The 13961-nt window shown below is 54.4% G+C and carries 15 protein-coding genes; 9 read left to right on the top strand and 6 right to left on the bottom strand.

Annotation, left to right across the window (positions count from 1 at the left end):
- Positions 1 to 106: 106 nt before the first annotated feature.
- From pspD to pspA, 4 genes are read right to left on the bottom strand one after another with little or no spacing between them, the layout of a single operon-like run.
- Complete coding sequence (gene pspD, locus DVA44_RS10580; RefSeq protein ID WP_114314750.1) at positions 107 to 325, bottom strand: phage shock protein PspD; 219 nt, start codon at positions 323 to 325, stop codon at positions 107 to 109.
- A gap of 14 nt (positions 326 to 339) precedes the next feature.
- Positions 340 to 696, bottom strand: coding sequence for an envelope stress response membrane protein PspC (gene pspC / locus DVA44_RS10575; RefSeq protein WP_114314749.1), 357 nt, complete (start codon positions 694 to 696; stop codon positions 340 to 342).
- Entirely contained in the window at positions 696 to 920 is a 225-nt protein-coding gene (gene pspB, locus DVA44_RS10570) for an envelope stress response membrane protein PspB (protein ID WP_103179865.1), read from the bottom strand. The genes pspC and pspB overlap by 1 nt, the downstream gene beginning before the upstream one ends.
- A 51-nt stretch (positions 921 to 971) precedes the next feature.
- Positions 972 to 1640 (bottom strand): phage shock protein PspA, encoded by a 669-nt coding sequence (gene pspA / locus DVA44_RS10565; RefSeq protein ID WP_103822228.1) that lies wholly within the window; start codon positions 1638 to 1640, stop codon positions 972 to 974.
- Between the two features lie 167 nt (positions 1641 to 1807).
- Here pspA and pspF point away from each other — a divergent pair, with 167 nt between their 5' ends.
- Positions 1808 to 2785, top strand: coding sequence for a phage shock protein operon transcriptional activator (gene pspF, locus DVA44_RS10560; RefSeq protein ID WP_114314748.1), 978 nt, complete (start codon positions 1808 to 1810; stop codon positions 2783 to 2785).
- Positions 2786 to 2873: 88 nt separating this feature from the next.
- On the opposite strand, the gene DVA44_RS10555 is transcribed toward pspF, so the two are convergent.
- Together DVA44_RS10555 and DVA44_RS25540 are read right to left on the bottom strand one after the other, a co-directional pair.
- Positions 2874 to 3362, bottom strand: a complete 489-nt coding sequence (locus DVA44_RS10555; RefSeq protein ID WP_114386674.1) for an NUDIX hydrolase — start codon at positions 3360 to 3362, stop codon at positions 2874 to 2876.
- Positions 3355 to 3972, bottom strand: coding sequence for a hypothetical protein (locus DVA44_RS25540; protein WP_139157096.1), 618 nt, complete (start codon positions 3970 to 3972; stop codon positions 3355 to 3357). Before DVA44_RS25540 ends, DVA44_RS10555 begins: the two co-directional genes overlap by 8 nt.
- 383 nt (positions 3973 to 4355) lie before the next feature.
- On the opposite strand from DVA44_RS25540, the gene sapA reads away from it, so the two are divergent.
- The 8 genes from sapA to DVA44_RS10510 all read left to right on the top strand — a co-directional run bounded on the left by sapA (position 4356) and on the right by DVA44_RS10510 (position 13721).
- Complete coding sequence (sapA, locus tag DVA44_RS10545; RefSeq protein WP_114314745.1) at positions 4356 to 5996, top strand: ABC transporter substrate-binding protein SapA; 1641 nt, start codon at positions 4356 to 4358, stop codon at positions 5994 to 5996.
- Entirely contained in the window at positions 5993 to 6958 is a 966-nt protein-coding gene (gene sapB / locus DVA44_RS10540; RefSeq protein ID WP_103822231.1) for a putrescine export ABC transporter permease SapB, read from the top strand. The genes sapA and sapB overlap by 4 nt, the downstream gene beginning before the upstream one ends.
- The gene (gene sapC, locus DVA44_RS10535; protein WP_103822232.1) at positions 6945 to 7835 is read left to right on the top strand and encodes a putrescine export ABC transporter permease SapC; all 891 of its coding nucleotides are present in this window, start codon (positions 6945 to 6947) and stop codon (positions 7833 to 7835) included. The genes sapB and sapC overlap by 14 nt, the downstream gene beginning before the upstream one ends.
- Positions 7835 to 8827 (top strand): putrescine export ABC transporter ATP-binding protein SapD, encoded by a 993-nt coding sequence (gene sapD / locus DVA44_RS10530; protein ID WP_114386670.1) that lies wholly within the window; start codon positions 7835 to 7837, stop codon positions 8825 to 8827. Before sapC ends, sapD begins: the two co-directional genes overlap by 1 nt.
- A 1-nt stretch (position 8828) precedes the next feature.
- Positions 8829 to 9635 (top strand): putrescine export ABC transporter ATP-binding protein SapF, encoded by an 807-nt coding sequence (gene sapF / locus DVA44_RS10525; protein ID WP_103179872.1) that lies wholly within the window; start codon positions 8829 to 8831, stop codon positions 9633 to 9635.
- Positions 9636 to 9757: 122 nt separating this feature from the next.
- A complete protein-coding gene (gene fabI, locus DVA44_RS10520) occupies positions 9758 to 10546 on the top strand; it encodes an enoyl-ACP reductase FabI (protein WP_114314744.1) in 789 nt (262 codons plus the stop codon).
- Between the two features lie 159 nt (positions 10547 to 10705).
- On the top strand, positions 10706 to 11698 hold the full coding sequence (locus tag DVA44_RS10515) for a CMD domain-containing protein (RefSeq protein WP_114386668.1): 993 nt from the start codon (positions 10706 to 10708) through the stop codon (positions 11696 to 11698).
- A gap of 88 nt (positions 11699 to 11786) precedes the next feature.
- On the top strand, positions 11787 to 13721 hold the full coding sequence (locus DVA44_RS10510) for an exoribonuclease II (RefSeq protein WP_114386666.1): 1935 nt from the start codon (positions 11787 to 11789) through the stop codon (positions 13719 to 13721).
- The last annotated feature ends 240 nt before the right edge of the window (positions 13722 to 13961 follow it).

The following is a 13961-nucleotide window of genomic DNA, read 5'->3' as shown; positions in this document are numbered from 1 at the left end:
TCCTTTTCTGCCTGAAGGAATTATTGTTATGAGAAATATGACATGGGGATAAGGAGAAAGGAATAAAAGCGCCGCAACGGCACGTCCAGCGCTGTGCCGTTGCGGTCTATTTCAATTTACCGGAAAGCCGGGTGGCGAGCTTTTTCAGCATCGGCTCCAGCGCCACCGCCAGCAGCATCCGCATGGGTTTACGGGCGACCGATTTAATCGCCCAACCCGCCACGCCTGCCGGGCCGTAACGCAGTGCAGTCAGTAATACCAGCTTCCCTGCGATTTTCAGGCCCGGCTTGACGCGATGTCCGGCCTGTTGCCAGCGTTGATTCATATCAATTCTCTCAGTTAAAGCTGACGAAAACGGCTTCGCAGCGTGAAGGTATCCGAGGTGACATACCGCTCCATTTCGCGCAGACGTTTTTCGCCTGCCGACAGCTCAGCATCCACCGCATCCAGTAATTCACTGCTGGTGGGTGCATTCTCATCGCCCATCGCACCGTCCGGCATCGGATCCAGCACGAAGGACAAAATGATATAGGCCACCAGGGTAATAAACGCCAGACCAAAGAAAATGGAGAGTACCGTTACCACACGCACCAGTTTCACCGGCACGTCGAGGTAGTGCGCCAGTCCGGCGCAGACGCCGCGCAACATCCCCTGCTGAGGGATACGCCACAATTTTTTATTCAGATTCAGTGCCATTAGCGATCCCTCCAGTTAGGATGTTCCGCATCCAGGATCGCCTCCAGCGCCTGGATACGTTCGCGCATTTTATTTGCGTCCTGAGTTAATTGCGCCAGGCGCTGTTGTTCGCTTTGCGACAGCTCTCCCCTTGAAGAACGGTTACTGTAGTGCAGCCACAACCAGATCGGCAGAACAAACAGCACGAAAATGGTCAGCGGAATGGCAAGAAAAAGCGCGCTCATGTCTACTCCTTGTCTTATGAGTGGCGGCGCCGACGGGCGCCGCAGTCGTTATTATTGATTGTCTTGTTTCATTTTGGCCTTCAGCGCGGCCAGTTGCTCGCTGATTTCATCATCCGCTTTCAGATCGGCAAACTGCTGATCCAGCGTTTTCTGTTTGCCAAAGCTGTGGCTTTCCGCTTCCGCTTCCATCTGATCGATACGACGCTCAAACGACTCGAAACGGGCCATGGCTTCGTCAATCTTGCCGCTGTCGAGCTGACGGCGCACGTCACGGGACGAGCTTGCTGCCTGGTGACGCAGTGTCAGAGCCTGTTGGCGGGCGCGGGTTTCGCTCAGCTTGTTCTCCAGCTCCGCAATCTCTTTTTTCATGCGGGCAAGGGTTTCATCCACCAGGGTGACTTCCTGCTCCAGGGTAGCGACAATATCGGTCAGTTTCTGCTTTTCAATCAGCGCAGAACGGGCGAGGTCCTCTTTATCTTTGCGCAGCGCCAGCTCCGCTTTTTCCTGCCATTCGGCCTGCTGGGCGGTCGCCTGTTCAATACGGCGGGAAAGCTGCTTTTTCTCAGCCAGCGCACGGGCGGAGTTAGAGCGCACTTCCACCAGCGTATCTTCCATCTCCTGAATCATCAGACGAACCAGCTTCTGTGGATCCTCTGCTTTCTCCAGCAGTGAGTTGATGTTGGCGTTCACGATGTCGGCAAAACGAGAAAAAATACCCATAATTGAATCCTCATATTTTCTGTTATCGGGCTGAGCCCTGCTGCATAGTTAATACAATTCCCGTGCCAGTTTTATATCTCATTGATTTAACACATGGTGATTGCTTTTTTGCCCGCTACGCCCTACTCTCACTTAGTGAATTACACCAATAAGTGGTCAATTACATCATGGCTGAATTTAAAGATACGTTACTCGGGGAGGCTAACAGCTTTCTCGAAGTGCTGGAGCAGGTATCCAGGCTGGCACCGCTGAATAAACCGGTGCTGATTATCGGCGAGCGCGGCACCGGCAAGGAGCTGATTGCCAACCGGCTACACTACCTCTCCGGTCGCTGGGATGGACCGTTTATCTCCCTGAACTGCGCCGCGCTGAACGAAAATCTGCTGGATACGGAACTGTTTGGTCATGAGGCGGGCGCCTTTACCGGGGCGCAGCGTCGCCATCCCGGTCGCTTCGAGCGCGCCGATGGCGGCACGTTGTTTCTTGATGAGCTGGCGACCGCGCCGATGCTGGTGCAGGAAAAACTGCTGCGCGTCATTGAGTATGGCGAGCTGGAGCGCGTGGGCGGCAGCCAGCCTTTACAGGTCAACGTGCGGCTGGTGTGCGCCACTAACGCCAATCTGCCGGAGATGGTCGAGCAGGAGAAGTTTCGCGCCGACCTGCTGGATCGGCTGGCGTTTGATGTCGTTAACCTGCCGCCGTTGCGCGAGCGACGCAGCGATATCATGCTGCTGGCGGAGCAGTTTGCCATTCAGATGTGTCGTGAGCTTGGGCTGCCCCTTTTTCCCGGCTTCAGTCAGCACGCTCGCGAAACGCTGCTGGATTACCGCTGGCCGGGCAATGTCCGCGAACTGAAAAACGTGGTGGAGCGCTCCGTCTACCGCCACGGTAGCAGCGAGACAGAGCTGGATGAAATTGTGATCGATCCCTTTCAGCGTCCCGCACAGCCCTCTGTCAGCAAACCGCTTACCACGGGTATACCTACCCTGCCCCTCGATTTGCGTCTGTTCCAGCTGGAGCAGGAGAAGCTGTTGCTGGAGCAGAGCCTGCGCGAGGCACAATTTAATCAGAAACGCGCGGCTGAACTGCTGGGGCTGACCTACCATCAGTTAAGGGCATTGCTCAAAAAGCATCAGATGCGCTGATCGTAAATCACTTGCAGTTAATGACTCGTAGTTTTGCTGTTTACACTACGAGTAAAGATTATTTAGGCTTGTTTAATCTTAATCTTTTTTAAAGATTTTTATTTCTTGCTTGAAGCAGCATTAAGGATGCCAAAGTAAAATTATCCTTTATTTTATCTTCTTTTATAAGCGAAATAATTTCGTCGTAAGTGTAAAAACAACATCCCCGGATACCTTCACTTGACTGTAAAGATAGTTGAAAAGGCTCCTCCACTTTGCAGACAATTGCTTGAATATTATCTGCTATTAATCCTGAGTCAGTAACTAATTCACCTAATACATAGCTGTTAAGTGAGTTAAGACTTAGCTCTTCTTTTAACTCGCGCTCTCCACCTTCTACATGAGATTCGCCTTTTTCAATAAATCCTCTAGGAAACTCAATGAGAACATTTCCATTCCTTGAATGCTGAATTAAAGCGTATTTCCCACTGCATTCGGGGATGACAACAACCCCACCATGCTTTTGGGAGATTCTCAGGTGCCCCAACTCGTCAAGAAAAACCTTTAAGTAACTATTTTCAAAGATATTACTATTCAAAATTCACAATCCAGGTCGTTTGGTCCGCCGAGCGCTTTAAGATTAGCATAGTATTATATAAGTAATATGCAACGTAGCCCAGGTAAAATAATATCTCACAAAAAATGATTAAATCCTTATCATTGATTTTTAATACAGAAAACACTTCCTTTACCAACATGACTATCGGAAAACCCGAAATCAGCACCATGCCAAAAATAACCCTATTCTCAACACCAGAAAACATTTCGACAATTCTCATTTTATTATATTTTTTCTTTCTAGCCTCAAAAAAAGATTTAATCTCAGCATTAACGCCATTCAATTCAAAGATATCTTTAGCGATAACCTTATTTAACGCGAGAGCAGCGTTAGCATATTGCATATGCCAGGAACGTAGCCCAGATAAAGTTCTGATAGTCATTCCGCTGATCAGGCATATCACCACATTAAAAAACACCGGAGAATATGCACTCACCATTAATTTGCTAATTGCCGAGTACGATCCAAAATAAAATGATATAACAACCAGATAAAAAGCTATTGTCTGATCCCGCTTTGTCGATTGCTCTCTTAAGTGCTCATTGCATCGTTCATACACCGAAAGTAAAAAATCTTTTGAGACTGACATTAAAACCTCTATGTTCAAAGAATTACGTTGATACTAATCCATTCTATAACAGCAAGGCTCGAGGCTGCATAAAATGTTAACGTCCATTTTACAAATTGATTTGTCTATTCTCCATTCATCAATCCTTGATATGTCGCCATGCTGGTGGCAACCCTCGGAAGAGAATCCCTTGTTTTATATGAGTCAAGCGGGCCCTTAAAATGCTAAGATGAATGATGAGATTTAGTCGAAGCAGGTGGCAGGTTCACGTTTTGAGCAGGTACGAGAACGCAACAATGATCGTCAAGCATGCCACCTCATCCTACCTCAAAACGCAAACGTTCATGGCAAATGTCATTTACTATTAGTAAGATAACGTAATTATACTCAATTCCTTAAAAATTATGCGACTGGTTTTCTCGTCCCTGATTGCGTTCGGTCTGTTAAGCAGCCAGGCGTTTGCCGCGCCTGAGCTGGCAGAGCGCGCGGATATTCGCGACAGCGGCTTTGTCTACTGTGTAAGTGGGCAGGTCAACACCTTCAACCCGCAAAAGGCCAGCAGCGGCCTGATCGTCGATACCCTCGCCGCTCAGCTCTATGACCGCCTGCTGGATGTGGATCCCTATACCTATCGCCTGGTGCCTGAACTGGCCGAGAGCTGGCAAGTGCTGGACAACGGGGCCACCTACCGTTTTCGCCTGCGCGACGATGTGAACTTCCAGAGCACGCCGTGGTTTAAACCTACCCGTAAACTCAATGCGGATGACGTGGTCTTTACCTTCCAGCGCATTTTTAACCGCAACCATCCGTGGCACTACATCAACGGCGGTAATTTCCCCTACTTCGACAGTCTGCAATTTGCCGATACGGTGAAGAATGTCCGCAAGCTGGATAGCCGTACGGTAGAGTTCACCCTGGCGCGGCCGGATGCCTCCTTCCTGTGGCATCTGGCGACGCACTATGCCTCGGTGATGTCCGCGGAATATGCCACACAGCTCACCCTGAAGGACAAAATGGAGTTGATGGACCGCCAGCCCGTAGGAACCGGACCGTTTCAGGTTGAAGAGTACCGGGCCGGGCAGTACGTGCGCCTGCAGCGCCATGAGAAATTCTGGCGCGGCACGCCGCTGATGCCGCAGGTAGTGGTCGATTTAGGTTCCGGCGGTACCGGGCGGCTGTCGAAACTGCTCACCGGCGAATGTGATGTTCTGGCATGGCCCGCCGCCAGCCAGCTGACCATCCTGCGTGACGACCCGCGTCTGCGCCTGACCCTGCGCCCGGGCATGAATATCGCTTATCTGGCCTTTAACACCAACAAGCCGCCGCTGGACAACCCGGCGGTACGCCATGCCCTGGCGCTGGCGATCAATAACCAGCGTCTGATGCAGTCCATTTATTACGGTACTGCGGAAACGGCCGCCTCAATCTTGCCCCGCGCCTCGTGGGCCTACGATAGCGAGGCTAAAATTACCGAATACAACCCGGAAAAATCACGCGAACAGCTCAAAGCGCTGGGGGCAGAAAACCTCACCCTGCAACTGTGGGTGCCCACCAGCTCCCAAGCCTGGAACCCTAGCCCGTTAAAAACCGCAGAGCTGCTCCAGGCTGACCTGGCCCAGGTGGGGGTCAAGGTGGTGATTGTTCCGGTAGAAGGTCGTTTTCAGGAGGCGCGCCTGATGGACATGAACCACGATCTCACCCTGTCAGGCTGGGCGACAGACAGTAACGACCCGGACAGCTTCTTCCGTCCGCTCCTGAGCTGTGCGGCCATTGATTCGCAGACCAACTATGCCCACTGGTGCAACCGCGAGTTTGACAGCATTCTGCGCAAGGCGCTGTCGACCCAGCAGCTGGCGGCACGTATCGATGCCTATGATGAAGCGCAGATTATTCTGGCCAAAGAGCTGCCGGTGCTGCCCCTGGCCTCCTCCCTGCGTCTGCAGGCGTACCGTTACGATATCAAAGGCCTGGTGCTCAGCCCGTTTGGAAATGCGTCGTTTGCGGGCGTCTCCCGCGAGAAACAAGAAGAGGTGAAAAAACCGTGATTATTTTTACCTTACGTCGGTTGCTGTTGCTGCTGATCACCCTCTTCTTTCTGACCTTAGTGGGTTTTAGCCTGAGCTATTTTACCCCGCACGCGCCGCTACAGGGTGCGTCGCTGTGGAATGCGTGGTGGTTCTGGTTTGAAGGCGTGCTGCACTGGGACTTTGGCGTCTCCAGCATTAACGGCCAGCCCATCGCCGAGCAACTGAAAGAGGTCTTCCCCGCCACCATGGAGCTCTGCATCCTGGCGTTCGGTTTTGCGCTGATGGTGGGAATCCCGGTCGGGATGCTCGCCGGGATAACCCGCAGTAAATGGCAGGACAAGCTGATCAGCGCGATCGCCCTGCTCGGGTTTTCGGTTCCCGTCTTCTGGCTGGCGCTGTTGTTGACGCTCTTTTTCTCGCTGACGCTCGGCTGGCTGCCGGTCTCCGGACGTTTTGACCTGCTCTATGCGGTAAAAACCGTCACCGGATTCGCCATTATTGACGCCTGGCTCTCAGATTCGGTCTGGCGGCATGAGATGATCATCAGCGCCGTGCGCCACATGGTGTTGCCGGTGCTGGCCCTGGCCGTGGCACCGACCACGGAGGTGATTCGCCTGATGCGCATCAGCACCAGCGAGGTGTTTGACCAGAACTATGTTAAAGCGGCCGCCACACGCGGGTTGTCACGGCTGACGATTTTACGTCGCCATGTGCTGCATAATGCGCTACCGCCGGTGATCCCGCGTCTCGGACTGCAGTTCTCAACCATGCTGACGCTGGCCATGATCACCGAAATGGTCTTTAGCTGGCCAGGCCTCGGGCGCTGGCTGATTAACGCCATTCGCCAGCAGGATTACGCCGCTATCTCTGCAGGCGTGATGGTGATTGGCGCGCTGGTGATTATTGTGAACGTGTTATCTGATATTTTGGGCGCTATGGCTAACCCACTGAAACATAAGGAATGGTATGCCTTACGATAGCGTATACAGTGAAAAGCGCACGCCCGGTGCGTTACGCACCGTGTGGCGAAATTTCTACGGCGACGCCATGGCGATGATCGGCCTGTACGGCTGCGGCGGCCTGGTGCTGCTGTGTATCCTGGGCTCCTGGTTTGCGCCGTATGGCATCGATCAGCAGTTTCTCGGCTATCAGCTGTTACCGCCATCCTGGTCCCGCTACGGTGAAGTCTCCTTCTTCCTGGGCACCGACGACCTCGGGCGCGATGTGTTAAGCCGTCTGTTGAGCGGCGCCGCGCCGACGGTAGGCGGCGCCTTTGTGGTCACCCTGGCCGCCACGTTGTGCGGTCTGGTACTGGGTATTGTCGCCGGGGCTACTCACGGCCTGCGCTCGGCGGTGATGAACCATATTCTCGATACGCTGCTATCGATCCCGTCGCTGCTGCTGGCGATTATTGTGGTGGCCTTCGCCGGTCCGCACCTGACGCATGCCATGTTTGCTGTCTGGCTGGCGCTACTGCCGCGCATGGTACGTTCGGTCTACAGCCTGGTGCATGATGAGCTGGAAAAAGAGTATGTGGTGGCCGCCCGTCTCGATGGCGCCACCACCATGAATATTCTGTGGTTTGCGGTCCTGCCCAATATCGCCTCGGGCATGGTTACGGAAATTACCCGTGCCCTGTCGATGGCGATCCTGGATATCGCCGCGCTCGGTTTTCTCGATCTGGGCGCTCAACTGCCCTCCCCGGAATGGGGCGCGATGCTGGGCGACGCGCTTGAACTGATCTATGTGGCCCCCTGGACAGTGATGCTGCCAGGTGCTGCAATTATGGTTAGCGTATTACTGGTGAACCTGCTTGGCGACGGGATCCGTCGCGCCATTGTGGCGGGGGTGGAATAATGCCGTTACTGGATATTCGCAATCTGACGATTGAACTTAAAACCAGCGAAGGCTGGGTCAAAGCGGTCGATCGCGTCAGTATTACCCTGAGCGAAGGCGAAATTCGCGGACTGGTAGGGGAATCGGGCTCAGGCAAAAGCCTGATTGCCAAAGCGATTTGCGGTGTGGCGAAGGATAACTGGCGCGTCACCGCTGACCGTATGCGCTTTGATGATATCGACCTGCTGCGCCTCTCCGTCCGCGAACGACGCAAGCTGGTGGGCCACAACGTGTCGATGATCTTTCAGGAGCCGCAATCCTGTCTCGATCCCTCGGAGCGGGTAGGCAAACAGCTGATGCAAAACATTCCAGCCTGGACCTATAAAGGCCGCTGGTGGCAGCGTTTTGGCTGGCGTAAACGCCGGGCCATTGAGCTGCTGCACCGGGTTGGGATCAAAGATCATAAAGACGCCATGCGCAGCTTCCCCTATGAGCTGACGGACGGTGAGTGTCAGAAAGTGATGATTGCCATCGCGCTGGCTAACCAGCCACGCCTGTTGATTGCGGATGAACCGACCAACGCGATGGAGCCGACCACCCAGGCGCAAATCTTCCGCCTGCTGACCCGGCTTAATCAGAACAACAACACCACTATTTTGCTGATCAGCCATGACCTGCAGATGCTGAGTAAATGGGCGGATAAGATTGATGTGATGTACTGCGGTCAGACCGTGGAGACCGCTGGCAGCGAGGATCTGATCACCACGCCGCATCATCCGTACACCCAGGCGCTGATCCGTGCGATACCGGATTTTGGCAGCCCTATGCCGCATAAAAGTCGCCTGAATACCCTGCCGGGGGCTATCCCGCTGCTGGAGCACCTGCCGATTGGCTGTCGCTTGGGGCCACGCTGTCCTTATGCCCAGCGTAAGTGCATTGAAACGCCGCGCCTGGCCGGGCCGAAGAACCATCTGTTTGCCTGCCATTTCCCGCTGAACATGGAGAAAGAGTGACATGGTCGAAACCCTGCTGGAAGTGCGCAACCTGAGTAAGACCTTTCGCTACCGCACCGGCTTATTTCGCCGTCAAACCGTTGAAGCGGTAAAACCGCTGAGTTTCACCCTGCGTGAAAAGCAGACCCTGGCGATCATCGGTGAGAACGGTTCGGGCAAATCGACGCTGGCGAAGATGCTGGCCGGGATGATTGAACCCTCGGACGGAGAAGTCCTGATTGACGACCATCTGCTGAAATTTGGCGATTACTCGTTCCGCAGCCAGCGGATCAGGATGATTTTTCAGGATCCCTCCACCTCGCTGAACCCGCGCCAGCGTATCTCACAGATCCTCGATTTCCCGCTGCGGCTCAATACCGATCTGGAACCTGAAGCGCGACGTAAGCAGATCATCGATACCCTGCGCATGGTCGGACTGCTGCCGGATCACGTCAGCTATTATCCGCACATGCTGGCGCCGGGGCAGAAGCAGCGTCTGGGTCTTGCCCGCGCGCTGATCCTGCGCCCGAAAGTGATCATCGCTGACGAAGCGCTGGCCTCGCTGGATATGTCGATGCGTTCACAACTTATCAACCTGATGCTGGAGTTGCAGGAGAAACAGGGTATCTCGTATATCTACGTCACCCAGCATCTGGGGATGATGAAGCACATCAGCGATCAGGTGCTGGTGATGCACGAAGGCTCAGTGGTGGAGCGCGGCAGTACCGCCTCGGTGCTGGCCGCCCCGCTCCACGATCTGACTAAACGTTTAATTGCCGGGCATTTTGGCGAAGCCTTAACCGCCGATGCCTGGCGAAAAGATCGCTGACCTGCCCCGTATGGAGTGGTCGGATTAACACTGTACGCGACACATGCTATTATCGCCGCGTTTTAACGACGGTTGTCCAAAAATGACAGCCGCCACAACAATGAATATAAGGATTAAGAGCTATGGGTTTTCTTTCCGGTAAGCGTATTCTGGTCACTGGCGTTGCCAGCAAACTGTCCATCGCATACGGCATCGCACAGGCTATGCATCGCGAAGGCGCTGAGCTGGCATTCACCTACCAGAACGACAAGCTGAAAGGCCGCGTAGAAGAGTTTGCCGCGCAGCTGGATTCCAGCATTGTTCTGGAATGCGACGTTGCTAAAGATGAAAGCATCGATGGCATGTTCGCCGAGCTGGCAAAAACCTGGTCGAAATTTGACGGTTTCGTTCACTCCATCGGTTTTGCACCGGGCGACCAGCTGGATGGCGACTATGTAAACGCGGTCACCCGTGAAGGCTTCAAAATCGCACACGACATCAGCTCCTACAGCTTTGTGGCGATGGCGAAATCCTGCCGCTCCATGCTTAACCCGGGCGCAGCGCTGCTGACCCTCTCCTACCTGGGCGCTGAGCGCGCTATCCCGAACTACAATGTAATGGGTCTGGCAAAAGCCTCTCTGGAAGCCAACGTGCGCTACATGGCGAACGCAATGGGTCCGGAAGGCGTGCGCGTAAACGGCATCTCTGCCGGTCCAATCCGTACTCTGGCGGCTTCCGGCATCAAAGACTTCCGTAAAATGCTGGCGCATTGCGAAGCGGTTACCCCGATCCGTCGCACCGTGACCATCGAAGATGTGGGTAACTCCGCAGCCTTCCTCTGCTCTGACCTCTCTGCTGGCATCTCCGGCGAAGTGGTTCACGTTGACGGCGGTTTCAGCATCGCTGCAATGAACGAGCTGGAACTCAAATAAGTTCGTTACCTTCCCGCTCCGGCGGGAAGGTTTGCCCACCGTTCAGCCTTCTCTCCCCCCGTTATTCCGTTCCGCTATTTGTTATCACTTAACAATATTTTTCCGCTTATCCGCCTTCCGCCAGGATATTGATCGCCATTTTGAGATCAAGGAACGCACATGGAACAACGCCGTATTTCTGGCAAAGGCCACTGGTATCATGAGACCCAGTCCAGTAGCAGCCCGACGGAAGTCCTGCCTTTGGTTCCCGAAGCCGCGCATGTCGCCGATCGCTTTTTGCTGAATATCGCGCTACCGGCAACGTTGCTGGCAGCCTGTGAACGCTGGTTAACCCCGGCCCGGGCGCTATGCGACCTTTTTTTCCCGCGGACCGTCGCGGTTACCCGGCTGCGTACGCTGAGCGCCTACGATCGTTTCAGTACTGCTCTGACTGTCGCCCAGGTGTGCGGCGTGCAGCGCCTGTGTAATCACTACGCCGCCCTTCTCGCCCCGCTCCCCGGCCCCGACTCCTCCCGTGAAAGCAATCGCCGTCTCGCCCAGATCACCCAGTATGCCCGCCAGCTTGCCAGCTCGCCGGATGTGATCGACAGCAAAGCGCAGCAGGGGCTCGATGAGGTGGGCCTGACGGTGTATGACATCGTGACCATCAATCAGATTATCGGCTTTGTGGGCTTTCAGGCGCGTGTGGTGGCGGTGTTTCAGGCCCTGCTCGGCCACCCGGTGCGCTGGCTGCCGGGGCACCATATCCCGCCTCACGCCCTGCCGGACGATAACGACCTGAATATGTGGCAGCCTGCCATCCCTGGTGTTGAGCGTTGTCAGGCCAGCCCGCAACAGCTGGCCTCGCTTGAACGCTGGCAGGAGGAGCCGTTATTGCAGCCTCTTGCGCCGGTGCTCTGTCATGAACCGTTGATCCTCGATCAAACGGGTGAAATTCTTATCAGTGGCATTAACACGGTGTATAAAGAGGATGAGGCGGTAAGGCGTGCGGTAGAACAGCTGGCGCGATCGCCGGATCAGTTCAGCGCCGCGCAGTTTACCCCGCTGACAGATGATGGCCAGTCGCCCGTACAGGCCATCAACCTGCTCACCTGGAGCGCTTTTTGCGGCTGGCTGAACCGTCTGAAAATCGCCATTGGCAGAAGCGAATAACCACACTAACGACCGAAAGAGCGCTTGCTGTAGCAGTGAGATTCGCGTAAAACTGTCAGCCGCTCAATGGCTACGAAAATAGATCACTATGCTCCAGGACAACCCGCTGCTAGCGCAGCTTAAACAGCAACTGCATTCCCAGACGCCACGTGCTGAAGGGGTCGTAAAAGCCACGGAAAAAGGCTTTGGCTTCCTTGAAGTCGATGCGCAGAAAAGTTACTTCATTCCGCCTCCGCAGATGAAGAAAGTGATGCACGGCGATCGCATTACGGCCGTGATCCATAGCGAAAAGGATCGTGAATCAGCCGAGCCTGAAGAATTAATTGAACCGTTCCTGACCCGTTTTGTGGGTAAGGTGCTGAGAAAAGATGACCGTCTGTCCATCATTCCGGACCATCCTCTGCTGAAAGACGCCATCCCCTGCCGCGCTGAGCGTGGCGTGACGCATGATTTTAAAGAAGGTGACTGGGCCGTAGCAGAAATGCGCCGTCACCCTCTGAAGGGCGATCGCGGTTTTTATGCCGAACTGACCCAGTTTATCACCTTCGGCGAAGACCATTTCGTACCGTGGTGGGTCACCCTTGCCCGCCATAATCTGGAAAAAGAGGCGCCAGAAGGCGCAGCGACTGACATGCTGGACGAAGGTCTTGAGCGTCGCGACCTGACTGCCCTGAATTTTGTCACCATCGACAGCGCCAGCACCGAAGATATGGACGATGCGCTGTATGTTGAAGAGCAGGCTGACGGTAAACTGCTGCTAACCGTAGCGATTGCCGATCCTACGGCCTGGATCGCAGAAGGCACCCCGCTGGATGACGCGGCGAAAATCCGTGCCTTTACCAACTATCTGCCGGGCTTCAACATCCCGATGCTGCCGCGTGAACTGTCGGATAATCTCTGCTCCCTGCGCGCCAACGAAGTGCGCCCGGTACTGGCCTGCCGCATGTCCATCGCTGCCGATGGCACTATCGAAGAGAACATTGAGTTCTTCGCTGCGCTGATTGAGTCTAAAGCCAAGCTGGTGTACGACGAGGTCTCTGACTGGCTGGAAAACAGCGGTAGCTGGCAGCCAGAGAATGAGGCCATTGCCGATCAGATCCGCCTGCTGCATCGCGTCTGCCTGAGCCGTAGCGAATGGCGTAAGACCCATGCGCTGGTCTTTAAAGATCGCCCTGACTACCGTTTCATTCTCGGTGAAAAAGGCGAAGTGCTGGATATCGTGGCGGAGCCGCGTCGCATTGCTAACCGCATCGTTGAAGAGTCGATGATTGCGGCGAACATCTGCGCAGCCCGCGTACTGCGCGACAAACTCGGTTTCGGTATCTATAACGTGCATACCGGGTTTGATCCGGCTAACAGCGAAGCGCTGGCTGCCCTGCTGAAGACCCATGACGTGCATGTGGATCCGCAGGAAGTTCTGACCCTGAATGGCTTCTGCAAGCTGCGCCGTGAACTGGATGCCCAGCCATCTGGTTTCCTGGACAGCCGCATTCGTCGCTTCCAGTCTTTCGCTGAGATCAGCACCGAACCTGGCCCGCACTTTGGCCTGGGGCTGGAAGCCTACGCCACCTGGACTTCACCGATTCGTAAGTATGGCGATATGATTAACCACCGCCTGCTGAAAGCGATCGTTAAAGGCGAAACCATTGCCCGTCCACAGGACGAAGCCACGGTGCAGATGGCCGAGCGCCGTCGCCTTAACCGCATGGCGGAACGCGACGTTGGTGACTGGCTCTACGCCAGGTTCCTGAAAGACAAAGCCGGAACGGATACCCGTTTCGCGGCGGAGATCATCGATGTCAGCCGTGGCGGCATGCGTGTCCGTCTGGTGGATAATGGCGCCGTGGCCTTTATTCCTGCGCCATTCCTGCACGCCGTACGTGACGAGCTGGTCTGCAGCCAGGAAAATGGCACCGTGCAAATCAAAGGCGAAGTGGCCTATAAAGTGACTGAAGTTATCGATGTCACTATTGCTGAAGTGCGCATGGAAACACGCAGCATTATTGCCCGCCCTGCCGTCTGATTGTTGATTGCCTAAAAGTCGGTTCACCTCATTTGAGGGAACCGGCTTTTTTTTTGCGTTAACGTCAAATTCATCATTTTTACTTATCTTTTTCTCCCCTAAATTGCGAAAAGCGATCACACTTATTCATGACAGTCTGGTGAATGCTTTAACGTGTCACCAGAATATTCATTCGCCTGTATCCTTTTTTGCTAATCTCGTTCTAATATAAGAATACTGGGAAAAAACAATAAGTTTAGT

The organism is Leclercia sp. W17 (genome assembly GCF_003336325.1).
In the GTDB taxonomy this organism is placed as follows: domain Bacteria; phylum Pseudomonadota; class Gammaproteobacteria; order Enterobacterales; family Enterobacteriaceae; genus Enterobacter.
Note: the sequence above shows the minus strand (reverse complement) of the source record. Positions and strands in the feature narration are given on the sequence as shown.

Excerpts from the sequence above, each read along its gene's own strand:
- sapF (WP_103179872.1), top strand. The coding sequence starts at position 8,829 with ATGGTCGAAACCCTGCTGGAAGTGCGCAACCTGAGTAAGACCTTTCGC.
- pspA (WP_103822228.1), bottom strand. The coding sequence starts at position 1,640 with ATGGGTATTTTTTCTCGTTTTGCCGACATCGTGAACGCCAACATCAAC.
- sapC (WP_103822232.1), top strand. The coding sequence starts at position 6,945 with ATGCCTTACGATAGCGTATACAGTGAAAAGCGCACGCCCGGTGCGTTA.
- DVA44_RS25540 (WP_139157096.1), bottom strand. The coding sequence starts at position 3,972 with ATGTCAGTCTCAAAAGATTTTTTACTTTCGGTGTATGAACGATGCAAT.
- DVA44_RS10510 (WP_114386666.1), top strand. The coding sequence starts at position 11,787 with ATGCTCCAGGACAACCCGCTGCTAGCGCAGCTTAAACAGCAACTGCAT.
- fabI (WP_114314744.1), top strand. The coding sequence starts at position 9,758 with ATGGGTTTTCTTTCCGGTAAGCGTATTCTGGTCACTGGCGTTGCCAGC.
- sapD (WP_114386670.1), top strand. The coding sequence starts at position 7,835 with ATGCCGTTACTGGATATTCGCAATCTGACGATTGAACTTAAAACCAGC.
- DVA44_RS10515 (WP_114386668.1), top strand. The coding sequence starts at position 10,706 with ATGGAACAACGCCGTATTTCTGGCAAAGGCCACTGGTATCATGAGACC.
- pspD (WP_114314750.1), bottom strand. The coding sequence starts at position 325 with ATGAATCAACGCTGGCAACAGGCCGGACATCGCGTCAAGCCGGGCCTG.
- sapA (WP_114314745.1), top strand. The coding sequence starts at position 4,356 with ATGCGACTGGTTTTCTCGTCCCTGATTGCGTTCGGTCTGTTAAGCAGC.
- pspB (WP_103179865.1), bottom strand. The coding sequence starts at position 920 with ATGAGCGCGCTTTTTCTTGCCATTCCGCTGACCATTTTCGTGCTGTTT.
- pspC (WP_114314749.1), bottom strand. The coding sequence starts at position 696 with ATGGCACTGAATCTGAATAAAAAATTGTGGCGTATCCCTCAGCAGGGG.
- pspF (WP_114314748.1), top strand. The coding sequence starts at position 1,808 with ATGGCTGAATTTAAAGATACGTTACTCGGGGAGGCTAACAGCTTTCTC.